Source organism: Agrococcus casei LMG 22410 (genome assembly GCF_900163565.1).
Classification (GTDB): domain Bacteria; phylum Actinomycetota; class Actinomycetes; order Actinomycetales; family Microbacteriaceae; genus Agrococcus; species Agrococcus casei.
The window spans coordinates 1-17386 of record NZ_FUHU01000009.1 but is presented as its reverse complement, the minus strand read 5'-3'; the positions used below and the strand labels follow the sequence as shown (position 1 = coordinate 17386).

Below are 17386 nucleotides of genomic sequence, written 5' to 3'. Positions count from 1 at the left end.
GGGCAGCTGAACTCCATTTGGAGCTCAGCTGCCCCTTTGCGTTTTGCTGCCCTCGGCCGAACTCCAAGGGGAGCTCAGACTGACAACAGGTGTGCGACGAGCGGATACCCGATGAAGACGAGCGCGTCCATCAGGAAGTGCGCCACCACGAACGGCCACAGCCTGCCCGTGCGCTGGTACACCCAGCCCCACACGAGCCCCATGACGATGTTTCCGATGAATCCGCCGAAGCCCTGGTACAGGTGGTACGAGCCGCGCAGCACGCTTGCCGAGACAATCGTCACCATGGGCGAAACCCCAAGGCGCCGCATCCGCTCGAACCAGTAGCCGAGCACGATGAACTCCTCGACGAACGCGGCGCGGGCTGCCGCCAGCAGCAACACGATCGTCGACCACCAGTACGGCGAGCCAGATCCCGGGTCGATGACCCGGTTGATGCCGAGGCCCACCGCGACGAAGTAGAACGCGATGCCCGGAACACCGATGAGCGCCGCCATGCCGAGTGCCAGCAGCGCATCCTTGCCTGGGCGCCTGCCATCGATGCCGATCTGCCCGAGGTGCGGCTTCGATGCCTGCCACAGCAGCACGCACACCAGCAGCACGGGAGCGAACGCCAACACGTGGCCCACTGTCTGATTCAGAAAGTCGAGCCACTCGCGGTCGCTTCGCGAGGGGTTGAGCGCGATCTGCTGCTCGTTCAGCTTGCTCTCACGCGTGAGCGCATCGAGAATCTGCACGATCGACCACACGGCGCTCGCGCCGAGCGACACGAAGGCCACCGCGACCATCTCGAGCTTGAGGCGCGTTCGCGCCGGGCCCGTGGTGAGCGGAAGCTCGGTCAGGCCCGAGGCGGCATTGCGCACGCTGGTGTTCCTCCTGGCAGACGGTGTCGGTTGACCGCGATGGCTCGGTAGCCGAGGTCGCAGGCGTGACGGATGCCCGGGAGGGCGAGCATGCGTCCGGTCCAGCGAAGCGCGAACGACGGCTGACCGGCGAGCAGCGCGGCCGCGAGCTCTCCGTGGCTCCACATCCGCAGGGGAGAGCGGGTGTCGACGATCCAGGCCGAGTTCGTCACGTCGTCGAGCGAGAGCCCGTACTGTGCGAAGTCGATGTGCTGCTGCGGAATCGACCGGGGGAAGCGCTCAAGTCTTGCTTCGAGCCACTGCACGGCTGAAGTGCAGAAGGCGCAGTCGCCGTCATAGATCAGGAGCCCTGGTGCCATGTTCACAGTCTACGGCTGTCGCCCGGGGGCGATCGGTTCAGCAACGGGCAATGCGCGCTTGCTACGATCATCTCTGTCTCTTCGGAAGGATGTTCGCGTGCGAAGAAAACGTCGAGCCGGCATTGCCATGGCGGCCGCTGCGTCTCTGCTGCTGGTCGGCTGCTCACAGGGTGTGGGCATGAACAACGTGGTCGAGGGCTCGACGCTTTCGATCGGTGTGCTCGACACAGCGATGACCGTCAACGCAGAAGATGCGACCCTCGGCAATCCGCTCGCGGTCACGTCGAGCGCCGAGCAGATGATCGGCAACCTGCTCTATCTGCCCTTCAACACGCAGACGGTGCCGACCGCGACGGTGAACACGCAGTTCGCTTCGGTCGAGGCTGTCAGCACCGCTCCGCTGATCGTGAACTACCAGATCGCCGAGGGGCAGGCGTGGAGCGACGCCGTGCCCACTGACGAAGCAGATCTTCTGCTGGCATGGGCCGCCGCATCCGAGCACTTCGCTCCCGAGGGATTCGACCCGGCCGAGTACACGGCCGACGACGGCTCGCTTCGAGAGCTGCCTGACGACGCGGTGTTCTTCAACACCGGGTGGTCGCCCATGAAGGGCAAGACCGAACTCGCACAGTCTGACGGCAGCAACAGGGGCATTCTGATCGAGTACACCGAGCCGGCACTCGAGTGGCGCGAGAGCCTCAAGCAGGTGCTGCCTGCCCATGTCGTGGCCGAGACGGCCCTCGGCATCTCTGATCCGATGGTCGCCAAGCACGCGGTGGCCGAGGCGATCCTCACTGAAGACACTGCTACCATCCGCAAGCTGGCAGACGCCTACCGCGAGGCGTTCCTCCTCGAGGGATCACCGGCTGCAGGTGCGATGGTCTCGAACGGGCAGTACCTGCTCGATTCGATCGATCCGGCCGGGGTCGTGACGCTGAAGCCCAACAAGGAGTTCCGCACGCAGAACAGCGCGTTCGCAGAGACCGTGCGCATCGTGCCGTTCGAAAGCTCTGACGCCATGCTCGAGGCGCTGCGCAACAAGCAGATCAACGTTGCCATGCCCGAGCCGACGGTCGCCAACTATGACGCGATTCAGGGCATGGACCGCCGCGGGTTCTCCGCGATCTCGGGGCCCCAGGAGTCCTTCCTGCGGCTTGACTTCAACATCGGAGCCGGAAAGCACGAGTATCTGTTTGCGAATTCCGGTGTGCGCAAGGCTTTCCTCTCGGCGGTGAAGATCTCGGATGTGCTGGCCGTGCAGACGAACGCGATGGGAGTGGCAGAGGCGCGCAGCAGCTGGGTGTTCCCTTCCTCGCACCCGGAGTCGCAGCCCACCGCTGAGGCGACAGGCTTCGCGAACCTCACGGGAATCGACGAGGATCAGGCCAACAAGATCTTCAGCGAGGCCGGTGTGAAGAGTCGCGATGTCTGCGTGCTGTTCGATGCCAGAAGCGACGTGCAGAAGCAGCAGTTCGAGCTCATGAAGACCTCGTCGTCCGAGCTCGGCTGGACGCTCGAGGACTGCAGCGTTGACGACTGGCGCGCAGCACTGAAGGATCCCACCGCTTGGGATGTCGCGATCACCGTCGACGACACGAGCGGGCAGAGCTTCGACCTGCTGGCAGAACGCTTCCTGACCGACGGCACGCTCAACTACTCCGGCTACAGCTCTCCGGAGCTCGATGAGCTCGTGGCGACCGCCAAGACCGCCGCTGACCAGTACGACGCGCTCAATGCGATGGTCGAGATCGATAAGCGTCTCGTGGGTGATGCAGTGGGCTATCCGCTCTACCAACTGACCGCTCTAGGAGTGTCGGCCGACGGCGTCGAGGGCGCCAGCATGACCGCGGATGCACCCTACATCGGGCAGGACGCTTATGGATGGGACGTCAAGCCATAACAGTTAGGTCACCGCTTCGTAACATTTCGATACGGCGTCGCCCTAATGGCTCCCGAGGCTCCTACGCTTAGTGCAAACAACCGGGCACAATTGTGTGCTCGGTGCGAATCGCAAGGAGGATCCCTTGAGCAACAGCTTCAAGCGGGGCCGCGCACTCACCACTGCAATTGCCTTCTCGGCTGCTGCAGCGATGGTCGTAAGCGGCTGCACCACAACAGGTGGCGACGACACAGACGAGAGCACCGGCGGCGACGGCGCGACCGGCTCGACCGTTTCGATCGCAACCACCAACGCACTGACCTCGCTCCACTCGGGCACGGCAGAGCACAACCTGAACACCAACGGCATGGTCGACTACTTGACCGGTAACGGCGGCCTTGGCTCGTTCCTCACCATCTCGAACGAACTCGAGGTTGTTCCTGACACCACCAACGGAACCATGGAGCTCGTCTCCGAGGACCCGCTGCAGGTCAAGTACACCCTCAATGAGAACGCAGTGTGGTCTGACGGCACAGAGATGACCGTCGACGACCTTCTGCTCTCCTGGGTCATCGGCTCAGGCTGGTTCGGCGACGGCGATGAGAACTACTTCTCACTCGCTGGCTCGACGGCAGGTCTGAACACCACCGACTTCCCCGAGATCGATCGTGATGCCCGCACGCTGACGCTCAACTACAGCGAGGCTTACGTTGACTGGAACCTGGTGAACCTCATCACCAAGCCCGCTCACGTCTTTGCTGAGCAGGTCGACATGTCGGCAGAAGAGCTGACACAGTTCTTCACCGACACCGAGAAGGGCGAACAGGGCAACGAGACCCTTTCGACCCTGGGCGAGTTCCACAACACTGGCTACGCGATCACGCAGATGCCGACTGACGAGAGTCTCCTCGTTAGTGCTGGCCCCTACGTCGTGAGCGACTTCCAGGCTAACGACGGTGGATTCGTGCAGCTCTCCCCGAACGAGAACTGGCAGGGCGACCCGGTCCAGGTAGAGACCATCATCCTCAAGTTCATCGGTGACGCTTCGACGCAGATCCAGCAGCTCGCCAACGGTGAGGTCAACGTGATCGAGCCCCAGGCTGACGCGAACACGCTCCAGTCACTCGAGTCGCAGGGTTCGGATGTCATCCAGGGCGACCAGCTGTCGTATGACCACATCGACCTCACGTTCGACGGTGTCTTCGCTGACGCCAACGTGCGCGAGGCCTTCCTGAAGACGATCCCGCGTCAGGCGATCGTCGACTCGATCGTCAAGCCGGTCAACCCCGAGGCTTCGGTCCTGAACTCGCAGCTGTTCGTCTCGAGCCAGGAGCAGTACGCCGAGGCTGAGGCAGCCAACGGCTACGACAGCTTCACCGAGCCCGACATCGAGGGCGCCAAGGAGCTCCTCGCAGGTGCGACCCCTGAGGTCCGCATCCTGTACAGCTCCGACAACCCCAACCGTGTCAACGCGTTCCGTCTCATTCAGCAGAGCGCTGAAGAGGCCGGCTTCGTGATCGTCGACGAGGCAGACCCTGAGTGGTCAGCACGCCTCGGCTCGGGCGACTACGATGCAACCATCTTCGGTTGGATCTCACCGGGTGCCGGCTACGCTGGCCTGCCGCAGATCTTCAAGACTGGCGGCGGCGGTAACTACAACAACTACAGCAACACTGAAATTGACGGCTGGATCGATGAGACCCAGACGCTGATCGACGACGAAGAGCGCATGCTCGAGCTGCAGATCATGATCGACACTGCAACTGCTGAGGACTTCTATGGTCTCCCGCTGTTCCAGTCGCCCGGACTGGTCGCTTCAGACGGCTCGGTCGACGGCCTCGTCTACAACCCGACACAGACAGGTGTTGTTCACAACATCCTCGAGTGGTCAGTGGTCGAGTAATCCCAATGGCTGACAAGCTCAGCTGACCGTGCGAGCGGCCGTGAGTGCACAAACTGCGCTCACGGCCGCTCGTGCGCTGACCACGCTTTCCCCTGTGTACTATGGGGTAGTTTGACACTGACGACTCGGAGTACAACGACGTGTTCTCATACGTAGTGAGACGAATCCTCGTCTCTATTCTGACGCTACTCATAGCGTCCTTCCTCATGTATATGCTCACGGCTCTATCGGCTGACCCGCTAGAAGAGCTGCGAACATCAAGCGCCCCCAACAAAGACGAACTGATTGCACGACGAATCGAGTTGCTGCAGCTCGACGTCGCCCCACCGCTTCGATGGCTGATGTGGGTTGGCGGCGTGGCCTCGTGCCTCGCTCCATTCGCGTTCGAGTGCACGCTTGGCAACTCGATCGAAGGCTTCGAAGTTGCACTTCTGCTGCCTCCTGCGATGGCTTCGACCATCCGCCTCGTGACTGCCGCCAGCATCCTCGCCATCATTCTCGGCGTTGTCGTCGGCATGGTCACCGCACTGCGCCAGAACTCAGCCTTCGACATCGGCACGACCTTCGTGTCGTTCTTCCTCTACTCGCTTCCGTCGTTCCTTGTAGCAGTGCTGCTCAAGGAGTTCGGTGCGATCGGAATGAACAACTTCATTCAACGGGGTGATCCACCCCAGATCAGCCTCATCTGGATCATCGGCCTGACGGTCGTCTCTGGTCTCGTGTGGTCGCTTATCGTCGGAGGCACTCCGTATCGGCGTCTGATCACGTTCGGTGTGGCCGGCGCTGCGACTGCCGCAGCCCTGGTCTACATGAACCTCACAAACTTCTTCCTCGAGCCTTCGCTCGGCCCGGTGCTGCTGTTCCTGCTGATCGCTCTCACGATCGTCGGGGTCACCGCCCTGACCGCGGGGCTCCGCAACAGGCGGGCACTCATCGCGGCCGGCATCGTCGGTGTCATCGGGTACATCTGCTACTTCACCCTGCAGGGCCTGTTCGACGTCTCGACGATCTGGACGCTCCTCATTCTCGGAGTCGTTGCGATTGTCGTGAGCGTGCTCGTTGGGTTCGCGGTGAGCTACTTCGGTCCCGACAAGGGCCAGGTGATCCGCGCTGCAGGAATCACGGGATTCTTCGTCTCGTTCTTTGTGCTGATCGACCGCTTCATGCAGGCATGGCCCTCGTACATGGCCAACCCCCGCATCAACGGCCGGCCCGTGGCGACCGCACAGGACGCGACGACCGGATACAGCGGTGACGTGTGGGGCACGGGCATCGACCAGCTCATGCACTTCGCCCTGCCGACCATCTCGATGCTGCTCGTGTCGTTCGCGTTCTACACCCGTTTTGCTCGCGCCGGTCTCCTCGAGGTGTTCAACCAGGACTACATCCGCACTGCACGTGCCAAGGGTCTCTCAGAGCAGACGATCGTCATGCGTCACGCGTTCAGGAACATGCTGATCCCGCTGACGACGATCATCGCGGCCGACATCGGCTCGCTGCTCGGAGGAGCACTGATCACAGAGCGAGTGTTCGCGATCGCAGGCATGGGCGCGATGTTCAACAACGGACTCCGCGTGCTCGACCTGAATCCGATCATGGGCTACTTCCTGGTCATTGCGATCCTTGCCATCGCGTTCAACTTCATCGCGGACATGCTGTACGCGGTGCTTGACCCGAGAGTGAGGGTGAAGTGATGACTGACAAGACAAAGAGCGACAAATCGGTCAAGGCCGAAGTCAAGAGTGAAAACCAGTGGACCCTGATTGCCAAGCGGTTCTTCTCGAACCCGCTGGCAATGGGATCCCTCGTAGTGTTCGTAGGCATCTGGCTGTTCAGCGTGGTGATGGTCGGGCTCGGCCCGATCCCCGGCATCTGGGATCTCAACTACTCCACCCCCTACACGCAGGTAGCGCCGAACGGCGCACCGGTCGCTGAGCACCCGTTCGGTCAGACCACAATCGGTCAGGACTACTTCGCGATGACCATGCGAGGTGTGCAGAACAGCTACTTCGTGATGATCGTGATCGGCGGACTCGGCACCATCGTCGGAACCGTCATCGGTGCCCTCGCGGGCTACTACCGCGGCTGGGTCGACTCGTTCCTGATGCGCATGACCGACGTGTTCATCGTCATCCCGGCTCTCGTCGTGGGTGCCGTCATCGGACGCATCTCGGGCGGTCTCGGCATCTACCTGCTGGCGATCTGCCTCGGTCTGGTCACCTGGATGGGCATCGCCCGTCTCGTGCGCGGAGAGTTCCTGACACTTCGCGAGCGTGAGTTCGTCGATGCTGCTCGCATCGCCGGTGCAACCGACCGTCGCATCATCTTCAAGCACATCCTGCCCAACGCAGTCGGCGTGGTCATCGTGGCTTCGACGCTGCTCGCAGCGAGCGCCATCCTGCTCGAGACCTCGCTCAGCTACCTGGGCTACGGCATCCTGCCGCCCGAGGTGTCACTCGGTCGTCTGATCTCCGACAACCAGTCGGCATTCAGCAACCGTCCGTGGCTCTACTGGTGGCCCGCTCTGTTTATCGTGGTGCCCGCTCTGGCGATCAACTTCGTCGGTGACGGCCTGCGTGAGGCGTTCGACCCGAGGCAGAAGCGCTTCAGCCGTCGACGCACCAAAGAGCTGCCCGAAAGCGCATGATGGCACTAGCCGGGAATCAGGCTGAGCGCCACGATGATCGCCGGCAGCACGCCCATCACGACGAGCGTGCCGACGTGTCGCTGTCGCGACGGCGGGAAGGCATCCGTGTCGGGAGCGCTGTCACCGTGCGTGTCGCGGTAGCGCTCCCAGCGATCGCGCACGAGCGCGGCGGCATCTCCGGATTCGGTTCCGGGGATGTCGCCCACTCGGCGCCCGCTGTCGAGGGCAGCTCGCGAGCTCGCTTCCTCAGTGCTGCGCTTGGCAGCCTTGCGGGCGGCGAAGGCTCCGGGCTGCGGGGCGCAGGCAACCGGAAAACGGCCGAACTCGGTGATGAGCGTCAGCGAGAACTTGGTGTCGACGTGGATGAGGCTCGAGAGCGGGATGCCCACTGTGCGCAGGGGGTTCACGATCGTGACCGAGTGCTCGTCGATGTCGATCCTGGGTCGCCAGAGGCCTGCATAGACCACGAAGAGCAGCCAGATGCATCCGAGCGTCGCGATGGCGATGCCGGTCCAGTCACGAGCGAATGTCGCAATGGCGATGCTCAAGGCAATTATCAAGAATGCACATGCCCCCGCAAGGATGCGGTTGGTTTTGGAGACAAAGCGGTTCGATGTGTAGCCATGCGCCATGCGATTATTCTCGCACGGCCTGTCAGAGCTGCCCACGCACCGATGGAACGCGAGTTGGAGAAGACGCGATGAACGACACACGTCACCTGGAACACCCTGCACTGCAGATCACCGACCTCAGTGTCGACTTCGCCGTCGACGGCTACTGGACGCCGGCTGCGAAGAAGGTGTCATTCGAGATCGGCAAGGGCGAAGTCGTCGCCGTTGTCGGCGAGTCCGGCTCCGGAAAGAGTGTGAGCTCGATGGCGATCCTCGACCTCCTGCCGAACACGGCCCGCGTCTCGGGTTCCATCCGGCTTGACGGAGACGAGCTGATCGGCCTGCAGAACGCGCAGATGCGCAAGGTTCGCGGAAACCGCGTCTCGGCCATCTTCCAAGAGCCGATGACAGCAATGAACCCTGTGTTCACCGTCGGCTACCAGATCATGGAGGCACTGCGCATCCACCGACAGATGCTTCCGGCCGAGGCCAAGGAGCGCGCGCTCGAGATGCTCGAGCTCGTCGAGATGCCCGACCCCGTCAAGGGATTCAAGTCGTACCCCCACCAGCTCTCGGGAGGCCAGCGTCAGCGCGCGATGATCGCCATGGCGCTTGCCCTCGACCCTGAGCTCCTGATCGCCGACGAGCCGACGACGGCTCTCGACGTGACGGTGCAGGCAGAGATCCTCGACCTGATGCGTGATCTGAAGGATCGCCTGGGCTCGGCTGTGCTGCTGATCACCCACGACATGGGCGTCGTCGCCGACCTCGCCGATTGGGTCGTCGTCATGCAGAAGGGCGAGATCGTCGAGCAGGGAGGGGTCCGCGAGATCCTCGGCAGCCCGAAGCACCCGTACACGGTCGAGCTGCTGGATTCCGTCCTCCGCCTTGGTGAAGGCGACGGCGAAGAGGCCATCGACCTGACGGCGACTCTTGCTCTCAGCTCTGAAGCAGAGCTCGACCAAGAGCTGCAGGAGCGCGCTAAGCGCAACCTTGAGTCGGCGGAACGGATGCGCGAATCTGAACCAGGTGACGAAACACGCGTCACAGAGATCGGCGAGCCGGTGCTCTACATGGAAGATGTTGCGATCGAGTACGGCAAGAAGGGCAAGCTGGGAGCCTTCCGCGCAGTCGACGGCGTCTCGCTCAGCATCTACCCGGGCGAGGTCCTGGGACTCGTGGGCGAGTCGGGTTCCGGCAAGTCGACGATCGGCCGAGTCTCGATCGGACTCCACCCGATTGCCGAGGGCAAGCTCAAGGTGGCCGGCCGCGACCTCTCCACCTACGACGACACTGCCAAGCGCGGCCTGATGACCGATGTCGGCATCGTCTTCCAGGACCCGTCGTCGTCGCTCAACCCCCGTCTTCCTATCGGTGAGTCGATCGGCGAGCCGCTGCTCCTCTCCGGCGAGGCCAAGGGCAACGAGCTCGACAAGCGAGTCGAGGCTCTCCTTGACAGCGTCCGTCTGCCGAAGGACTACCGCAACCGATACCCGCACGAGCTCTCGGGGGGTCAGAAGCAGCGCATCGGCATCGCGCGTGCGCTGTCGATGAACCCGAAGCTCCTGGTCGCCGACGAGCCGACGAGCGCGCTCGATGTCTCGGTGCAGGCCACGGTGCTCGAGCTGCTGAAGGAACTGCAGGACGAGCTCGGCTTCGCATGCCTCTTCATCACGCACGACCTGGCGGTCGTCGACTACATGGCTGACCGCATCGCCGTGATGAGCAAGGGCAAGCTTGTCGAGACCGGAAGCCGCGACTCGATCCTGCGGGCTCCGAAGGATCCCTACACGCAGCGACTCATCGCAGCCATTCCCGTGCCTGACCCCGACAAGCAGCGTTCGCGCCGCGAGCTGCGCAAGCAGATCCTCGAAGCGTCCTAGGAATTCGCCCGGCGGCAGTAAGATGGTCGACTGGGCCACCGCCCCAATACGTCGATTCAGAAAGCAGCCTCATGGCTATTACCTCCCGCCAGGACCTTCGAAACGTCGCGATCGTCGCGCACGTCGACCATGGCAAGACCACGCTCGTCGATGCGATGCTCGTTCAGACGAATTCGTTCGGCTCACACGACACGCACGATGAGCGCGCCATGGACTCGAACGAGCTCGAGCGCGAGAAGGGGATCACGATCCTCGCGAAGAACACTGCTGTTCGCTACACAGGCGAGCACAGTGACTCGCCGGTGACGATCAACGTCATCGACACCCCTGGTCACGCCGACTTCGGAGGCGAGGTCGAGCGAGGCCTGTCGATGGTTGACGGAGTGGTTCTGCTGGTTGACGCCTCCGAGGGACCCCTGCCGCAGACCCGCTTCGTGCTCCGCAAGGCGCTCGAAGCCAAGCTGCCGGTGATCCTCGCAGTCAACAAGACCGACCGCCCGGATGCTCGCATCGACGAGGTCGTGAGCGAGGCGCAAGACCTGCTTCTCGGCCTCGCCTCCGACCTCTCGGACGAGGTTCCAGACCTCGACCTCGACGCAGTCCTCGACGTGCCCGTCGTGTTCGCATCGGGCAAGGCCGGTCGCGCGTCGACAGTCAAGCCCGAGAACGGAACCCTGCCAGAGAGCGAGAACCTCGAGCCGCTGTTCGAGACGATCCTCAAGCACATCCCGGGGCCGACGATCGATGACGAGGCACCGCTGCAGGCGCACGTGACCAACCTCGACGCGTCGCCGTTCCTCGGCCGTCTCGCGCTGCTGCGCGTCCACGCCGGAACGATTCGCAAGGGTCAGACTGTCGCCTGGGTGCGCCACGACGGCGAAGTGCACAGCGCTCGCATCTCCGAACTGCTTGAAACACGAGCTCTCGACCGAGTTCCGACGACCGAGGCGCACGCTGGCGACATCGTCGCAGTCGCAGGAATTCCCGAGATCACCATCGGTGAGACCCTCGCAGACCCCGACGACGTTCGTCCGCTGCCGGCCATCCACATCGACGACCCTGCGATCTCGATGACGATCGGCACGAACACGTCACCGCTCGCCGGCAAGGTCAAGGGCGCCAAGCTCACCGCTCGCATGGTCAAGGACCGCCTCGACCGCGAGCTCGTCGGAAACGTCTCGCTGAAGGTCGTCGACATCGGCCGCCCCGACGCCTGGGAAGTCCAGGGACGCGGCGAGCTTGCTCTCGCGATCCTCGTCGAACAGATGCGACGTGAAGGATTCGAGCTCACGGTCGGCAAGCCTCAGGTCGTCACGCGCCTGGTCGACGGCAAGGTCCATGAGCCCTTCGAGTCGCTCACCATCGACATCCCCGAAGAGCACATGGGTGCTGTGACACAGCTGCTCGCCGGCCGCAAGGGCCGCATGGAGGGCATGACGAACCACGGCACCGGCTGGATTCGCATTGAGTTCAAGGTTCCTGCGCGAGGTCTGATCGGCTTCCGCACCGAGTTCATGACGGTCACGCGCGGAACCGGTATCGCCAACGGCATGTCCGCGGGCTACGAGCCCTGGGCCGGCAGCATCGTGACGCGCCACAACGGCTCGCTGGTGTCTGACCGCACCGGTGTTGCAACTCCGTTCGCATTGATCACGCTGGCTGACCGCGGCACGTTCTTCGTGCGTCCGACCGAAGAGGTTTACGAAGGCATGGTCATCGGCGAGAACAACCGAGGTGAAGACATGGATGTCAACATCACCAAGGAGAAGAAGCTCACGAACATGCGCTCGGCGACCGGTGACGAGCTCGAACGGCTCACGCCCGCCAAGGACATGTCGCTCGAAGAGTCCCTCGAGTTCGCTCGTGATAACGAATGTGTCGAGGTCACGCCTCAGGCGATCCGCATCCGCAAGGTGACGCTCGATGCAACGCTGCGCGGCCGCGAGGCGAGCCGCATGAAGCGCCAGTAGCGACAAGGCTGCATGGCACGGGAGCGCGTTCTCATCGTCACGGCCCGGCCCTCTGATCCGGAGGGTCTGGCCGCGCTGGTGCGAGCGGTTGCCGACGCCAAGAGCTGGCCTTCGGTTCTGGTGGTGTCTGCTGACGGACCAGACGACGAACTGGTCAGCCTGCTGGCTGCCCAAGGCGGTCAGACGACCGTGGCGGATGCGCAGCTGCCGGTCGACGAGGTCGCGATTGCGCTGGCAGGGCGCATCGATGCGGAGTCCATCGTCGTGCTCGAGCCAGAGGGCTCTGCCCTCCGTGCAGCAGCGGTCGAAGCCGCATCCGTGTGCGACATCCCGCTGTGGGCACCCGCGACAGGGGAGCCGAAGAAGCGCGACATCACGCTAGCCGGCACTCGGTTCAGCGAGATCGGCATCGAGCGGCCCCCTGAAGCGCGCGGGCACATCAGGACCGGCACGTTCTGGGTGAGCACATTTGCAGCAGGCGTCCTTGCGCTCGTCGTCGGAATCGCAGGAACATTCTCGTACCTCTCGATGCCGCCCGTCGGCATCCTGGTGTCGGGACTCGCTGTAGCGGGCCTGCTCGTCGGGTCTCGCGCATCCGTGCCCTATCGCACGCCGAGCGCGGTCGCGGCGGTGGTGCTGCTGTTCACCGTGATGCTGCTGTCTGCCGACCCGTTCGGATCGTCCGCGAGTCAGGGGAGTGTGCTCGTGCCTGCAACGCCCCTCGGCTGGATCTGGATCGGAGTAGTCGCGATCGGATCCTTCGCCACGCTTGCGCTTCCGGACTTCGGCGCCATGCGTCGGAGTAGGATGAGAGTTCGGGAAGGAGCCGCAGAATGACGTATGTGATCGCATTGCCCTGTGTCGACTTGAAAGACCGGGCCTGCGTCGACGAATGCCCTGTCGACTGCATCTATGAGGGCGACAGGATGCTCTACATCCACCCCGACGAGTGCGTCGACTGCGGTGCGTGCGAGCCTGTCTGCCCCGTCGAGGCGATCTTCTACGAAGACGATGTTCCCGAAGAGTGGGCCGAGTACTACAACGCGAACGTCGAGTTCTTCGAAGAGGTCGGTTCGCCCGGCGGTGCCGCGAAGGTGGGCGTCATTCCCGGTGACCACCCGATTGTCGCGGCGCTTCCGCTGCAAGACCACAGCTAGCGCATCCGTGGCTCTCGACCTGCCCGAGTTTCCGTGGGACTCGCTTGCCGCGGCCAAGCAGACTGCAAGCGGTCACCCTGACGGGCTGATCGACCTGTCGGTCGGCTCACCTGTCGACGCGACTCCGCAGGTGGTCCGCGATGCACTCACAGCGGCAGCCGATGCGCACGGGTACCCGCAGGTCTGGGGCACGCCGCAGCTGCGACAGGCGATCATCGACTGGTTCGCGCGCGAGCGCGGCGTCGAAGGGCTGACCGAGCGCGCTGTCATGCCGTCGATCGGCTCAAAGGAGCTCATCGCATCGCTCGCGCTCTGGCTGGGCATCGGGCGCGGAGACACCATCGTGATCCCCGAGATCGCATACCCGACCTACGACATCTCAGCACGCCTGGTCGGAGCAGACATTCACGTCGGCGATGATCCCGAGCAGTGGCCCGCCACGACTCGGCTCATCTGGATCAACTCGCCGTCGAACCCCACCGGGCGAGTGCTGAGTGCGGAGCGGATGCGCGCAGCAGTCGAGAAGGCACGCTCGCTCGGGGCCGTGCTCGCCAGTGACGAGTGCTACGCACTGCTGCCGTGGGATGTCGCCGATGTTCCCAGCGTTCTCGACGAGCGCGTCACCGGGGGAGACAACACGGGGCTGCTGGCTGTGCACTCGCTCAGCAAGCAGTCGAGTGATGCCGGCTATCGCACGGCGTTCATCGCCGGAGACGAAGCGCTCGTGCAGCAGGTCGTCGGTGTGCGAAAGCACCTCGGGCTCATGCCGCCTTCTCCAGTGCAGGCAGCGATGACCGCGGCACTCGACGACGCAGCGCACGTTGAAGAACAGCGAGAGCGCTACCGCAGCCGCCGTGCGACGCTGCTGGACGCCGTGCGCGAAGCCGGCTGGCAGGCCGAGTCTGACGCTGGACTCTATCTCTGGGCGACCGACGGCACCGACGCCCGTCAGCAAGTCAGCAGACTGGCCGAGATCGGCATTCTCGTCGCACCCGGCGACTTCTACGGCGACGATCGTCACGTTCGCATCGCGCTGACGGCGACTGACGAGACGATCGCGGCGGCTGCACATCGACTCAGGACTCTGAAGCGCACAAAGAACTCAGTCAGGTAGGCTGTTCGGGTGACCCACAATGCACCAGAGAATGCTCCCGGCAAGGCGGCTACCATCACCGTTGACGGGGCGCAGCACGAACTTCCCGTCGTAGAGTCCACGAGCGGACGCTCCAGCCTCGACATCTCGAAGCTGATGAAGCAGACCGGGTTCACGACGCTCGACTACGGCTTCGTGAACACTGCCGCGACCAAGAGCTCGATCACCTACATCGACGGCGACGAGGGCATCCTGCGGTACCGCGGCTACCCGATCGGCGAGCTGGCAAGCGGCAAGACCTTCCTCGAAGTGGCCTACCTGCTGATCTACGGCGAGCTGCCCACGGCCGAACAGCACGCAGACTTCGACCAGCGCATTCGCCGTCACACGCTGCTGCACGAAGACCTGCGCAGGTTCTTCGACTCGCTACCGCGCGACGCTCACCCGATGAGCGCACTGTCGAGTGCTGTCTCGGCGCTGTCGACGTACTACGAAGACGACCACGACCCGCATGACCCCGAGAGCGTCGAGCTGCAGACAGTGCGTCTGCTGGCCAAGCTTCCGGTCATCGCGGCATACGCGCACAAGAAGAGCATCGGGCAGTCATTCCTCTACCCCGACAACTCGCTGTCGTTCGTCGAGAACTACCTGCAGCTCAACTTCGGCCTGCAGTCTGAGCCGTATGAGATGAACCCGACCATGGTCAGGGCGCTTGAGCAGCTGCTGATCCTGCACGCCGACCACGAGCAGAATGCGTCGACATCGACGGTTCGCCTGGTCGGCTCGACCGAGGCGAACCTCTTCGCGTCGGTCTCGGCCGGCATCCACGCGCTCTCCGGGCCGCTGCACGGCGGCGCGAACGAGGCAGTTCTGCAGATGCTGCGCGGCATCCGCGATTCGGGCGAAGGCGTGCAGCGCTTCGTCGAGCGCGTGAAGCGCAAGGAGAAGGGCGTGCGCCTCATGGGCTTCGGCCACCGGGTGTACAAGAACTACGACCCTCGCGCGAAGATCGTCAAGGAGGCCGCAGACGACGTGCTGCAGGCCCTCGGAGTGCAGGACGAGCTGCTCGACATCGCCAAAGAGCTTGAGCAGGTCGCCCTCCAGGACGAATACTTCATTGAGCGCAAGCTGTACCCGAACGTCGACTTCTACACCGGCGTGATCTACAAGGCGATGGGATTCCCCGAGCGCATGTTCACGGTGCTCTTCGCCATCGGCCGTCTGCCGGGCTGGATCGCTCACTGGCGTGAGATGATCGCCGACCCGCAGACCAAGATCGGTCGCCCGCAGCAGCTCTACGTGGGCCCGACAGAACGTCACCTGCCCTAGTCATGAATGCCCTGGGACGCTATTTCAAGTTCTCAGAGCGCGGCACCACCTTCGGTCAGGAGGTGCGTGGTGGCCTGGTGATGTTCGTGGCGATGGCCTACATCATCATTCTGAACCCGTTGATCATGGGTGGATTCACCGCTGATCAGGCGGCGACCGACGTCGAAGGCGGCTGGCTGCCGAATCACCAGCTGGCTGCTGTCACAGCGCTGACTGCTGGCCTCATGACGATCCTCATGGGTGTCATCGCCAATGTGCCGTTCGGCCTCGCCGCCGGACTCGGCATCAACTCCTTCCTGGCCTTCACCCTGGTTCAGGATCTGACGTGGCCCGAAGCCATGGGCCTCGTTGTCATCAACGGCCTCATCATCGTGCTGCTGGGAGCCACCGGCCTCCGGCGCATGATCTTCGACGCGATTCCAGGGCCTCTGAAGAGTGCTATCAGCGTCGGCATCGGCCTCTTCATCGCATTCATCGGCTTCGTGAACTCGGGCTTCGTGCGCTCGACGACACTCGCTTCACCCCCGCTTGAGCTGGGGGAGGGCGGTTCGATCACGAGCCTCCCGACGATCGTGTTCGTCATCGGCGTCATCCTCATCGGAGGACTCCTGGCCCTGCGCGTCAAGGGCGGCATTCTGATCGGCATCGTCGGCACGACGATCATCGCCATCATCCTCGAGGCGATCTTCAAGGTCGGCCCTTCGCTCGGCGAAGACCCGAATGCATGGAATCTCAATGCACCAGAGCTTCCCGCTGGCATCGTGGCGCTGCCCGACCTGTCACTCATCGGCCAGGTGTCGTTCCTGGGTGCGTTCGAGCGCGTGGGCTTCCTCGCCGCGATGATGTTCGTGTTCACGCTGGTGATCATGAACTTCTTCGACGCCATGGGAACAATGACCGGTCTCGCGCGCCAGTCGGGCATCGCGTACGACAACGGGCAGTTCCCGGGCCTGCGCCGCGCACTGATCGTCGAGGGTGTCGGGGCCGTCGCAGGTGGCGCCGGAAGCTCGTCGAGCAACACGGTGTTCGTTGACTCGGCGGCCGGCATCGCTGAAGGCGCTCGCACCGGACTCTCTTCTGTTGTCGCAGGCATCATGTTCCTGCTGGCCATGTTCTTGACGCCGCTCACACAGGTTGTGCCGCTGGAGGTCGCCGCTGCGTCTCTCGTTGTCGTGGGTGCGCTCATGATGGCGCAGATCACTGACATCGACTTCACCGACTTCAAGATTGCGCTGCCGGCGTTCCTCACGATCGTCATCATGCCGATGACCTACAACATCGCCAACGGCATCGGTGTCGGCTTTGTCTCGTGGGTGCTGCTGCACGCCATCGCAGGCGGCTTCAAGCGCATCTCGCCGCTGCTCTGGATCGTGTCGGCACTCTTCGTCGTCTATTTCGTGCGCGGGCCATTGCAGGCGCTGCTGGGCTAGCATCGCCTGATCGCAATCGCCGCCGGCACCGGTGGTGGTTCCGTTGTTCGGATCTGCCCCTGTGGGTCGGTCCATTCGAGTACCCCGGGTTCGAGCTGCCTGACTTTCCATCCCTCGTCGGGGCCTAATCGATGTTTCAGTGTGTGGTGATGTCGACAGGGACAAGCGAGGTTGTCTGGCGTGGTCTTGCCCCCGTGCTGTCAGTCTTTGGTGTGATCGACATCGGCATGTTTCGCGATCCTTGCGCAGCCTGGGAACCGAC

Annotated in this window: 14 protein-coding genes; 11 read left to right on the top strand and 3 right to left on the bottom strand. The window is 63.4% G+C overall.

Translation table 11 applies throughout. The features are described from left to right. Nucleotides 1-74: 74 nt before the first annotated feature. The gene (locus tag CZ674_RS01575; RefSeq protein ID WP_234988372.1) at nucleotides 75-863 is read right to left on the bottom strand and encodes a CPBP family intramembrane glutamic endopeptidase; all 789 of its coding nucleotides are present in this window, start codon (nucleotides 861-863) and stop codon (nucleotides 75-77) included. Then, nucleotides 839-1222 (bottom strand): thiol-disulfide oxidoreductase DCC family protein, encoded by a 384-nt coding sequence (locus CZ674_RS01570; protein WP_086990605.1) that lies wholly within the window; start codon nucleotides 1220-1222, stop codon nucleotides 839-841. The genes CZ674_RS01575 and CZ674_RS01570 overlap by 25 nt, the downstream gene beginning before the upstream one ends. Nucleotides 1223-1319: 97 nt before the next feature. Between CZ674_RS01570 and CZ674_RS01565 the strand changes: the two genes are divergently transcribed. The 4 genes from CZ674_RS01565 to CZ674_RS01550 all read left to right on the top strand — a co-directional run bounded on the left by CZ674_RS01565 (nucleotide 1320) and on the right by CZ674_RS01550 (nucleotide 7651). After that, the gene (locus CZ674_RS01565) at nucleotides 1320-3122 is read left to right on the top strand and encodes an ABC transporter substrate-binding protein (protein ID WP_159456859.1); all 1803 of its coding nucleotides are present in this window, start codon (nucleotides 1320-1322) and stop codon (nucleotides 3120-3122) included. Nucleotides 3123-3246: 124 nt separating this feature from the next. Next, nucleotides 3247-5004, top strand: coding sequence for an ABC transporter family substrate-binding protein (locus CZ674_RS01560; protein ID WP_086990601.1), 1758 nt, complete (start codon nucleotides 3247-3249; stop codon nucleotides 5002-5004). A gap of 206 nt (nucleotides 5005-5210) precedes the next feature. Further along, complete coding sequence (locus tag CZ674_RS01555) at nucleotides 5211-6698, top strand: ABC transporter permease (RefSeq protein WP_234988371.1); 1488 nt, start codon at nucleotides 5211-5213, stop codon at nucleotides 6696-6698. After that, nucleotides 6698-7651, top strand: coding sequence for an ABC transporter permease (locus CZ674_RS01550; protein ID WP_086990597.1), 954 nt, complete (start codon nucleotides 6698-6700; stop codon nucleotides 7649-7651). The genes CZ674_RS01555 and CZ674_RS01550 overlap by 1 nt, the downstream gene beginning before the upstream one ends. A 5-nt stretch (nucleotides 7652-7656) precedes the next feature. Here the strand turns inward: CZ674_RS01550 and CZ674_RS01545 are convergent, their stop codons facing one another. Then, a complete protein-coding gene (locus CZ674_RS01545) occupies nucleotides 7657-8199 on the bottom strand; it encodes a PH domain-containing protein (protein ID WP_086990595.1) in 543 nt (180 codons plus the stop codon). Nucleotides 8200-8351: 152 nt separating this feature from the next. Here CZ674_RS01545 and CZ674_RS01540 point away from each other — a divergent pair, with 152 nt between their 5' ends. The 7 genes from CZ674_RS01540 to CZ674_RS01510 all read left to right on the top strand — a co-directional run bounded on the left by CZ674_RS01540 (nucleotide 8352) and on the right by CZ674_RS01510 (nucleotide 17124). Next, entirely contained in the window at nucleotides 8352-10145 is a 1794-nt protein-coding gene (locus tag CZ674_RS01540) for an ABC transporter ATP-binding protein (protein WP_086990593.1), read from the top strand. Between the two features lie 71 nt (nucleotides 10146-10216). Beyond that, a complete protein-coding gene (typA, locus tag CZ674_RS01535; RefSeq protein ID WP_086990591.1) occupies nucleotides 10217-12115 on the top strand; it encodes a translational GTPase TypA in 1899 nt (632 codons plus the stop codon). Between the two features lie 12 nt (nucleotides 12116-12127). Continuing rightward, nucleotides 12128-12952, top strand: coding sequence for a hypothetical protein (locus CZ674_RS01530; RefSeq protein WP_086990589.1), 825 nt, complete (start codon nucleotides 12128-12130; stop codon nucleotides 12950-12952). Continuing rightward, on the top strand, nucleotides 12949-13272 hold the full coding sequence (gene fdxA, locus CZ674_RS01525; RefSeq protein WP_086990587.1) for a ferredoxin: 324 nt from the start codon (nucleotides 12949-12951) through the stop codon (nucleotides 13270-13272). The genes CZ674_RS01530 and fdxA overlap by 4 nt, the downstream gene beginning before the upstream one ends. 7 nt (nucleotides 13273-13279) lie before the next feature. After that, the gene (gene dapC / locus CZ674_RS01520; RefSeq protein WP_086990585.1) at nucleotides 13280-14386 is read left to right on the top strand and encodes a succinyldiaminopimelate transaminase; all 1107 of its coding nucleotides are present in this window, start codon (nucleotides 13280-13282) and stop codon (nucleotides 14384-14386) included. Nucleotides 14387-14440: 54 nt separating this feature from the next. After that, nucleotides 14441-15694, top strand: coding sequence for a citrate synthase (locus CZ674_RS01515; RefSeq protein WP_234988377.1), 1254 nt, complete (start codon nucleotides 14441-14443; stop codon nucleotides 15692-15694). Nucleotides 15695-15696: 2 nt separating this feature from the next. Then, entirely contained in the window at nucleotides 15697-17124 is a 1428-nt protein-coding gene (locus CZ674_RS01510; protein ID WP_086990580.1) for an NCS2 family permease, read from the top strand. Nucleotides 17125-17386 lie beyond the last annotated feature (262 nt).

Coding starts and splice junctions, on each gene's coding strand:
- CZ674_RS01550 (WP_086990597.1), top strand. CDS start 6,698: ATGACTGACAAGACAAAGAGCGACAAATCGGTCAAGGCCGAAGTCAAG.
- CZ674_RS01555 (WP_234988371.1), top strand. CDS start 5,211: ATGTATATGCTCACGGCTCTATCGGCTGACCCGCTAGAAGAGCTGCGA.
- typA (WP_086990591.1), top strand. CDS start 10,217: ATGGCTATTACCTCCCGCCAGGACCTTCGAAACGTCGCGATCGTCGCG.
- CZ674_RS01540 (WP_086990593.1), top strand. CDS start 8,352: ATGAACGACACACGTCACCTGGAACACCCTGCACTGCAGATCACCGAC.
- CZ674_RS01570 (WP_086990605.1), bottom strand. CDS start 1,222: ATGGCACCAGGGCTCCTGATCTATGACGGCGACTGCGCCTTCTGCACT.
- CZ674_RS01530 (WP_086990589.1), top strand. CDS start 12,128: ATGGCACGGGAGCGCGTTCTCATCGTCACGGCCCGGCCCTCTGATCCG.
- CZ674_RS01510 (WP_086990580.1), top strand. CDS start 15,697: ATGAATGCCCTGGGACGCTATTTCAAGTTCTCAGAGCGCGGCACCACC.
- fdxA (WP_086990587.1), top strand. CDS start 12,949: ATGACGTATGTGATCGCATTGCCCTGTGTCGACTTGAAAGACCGGGCC.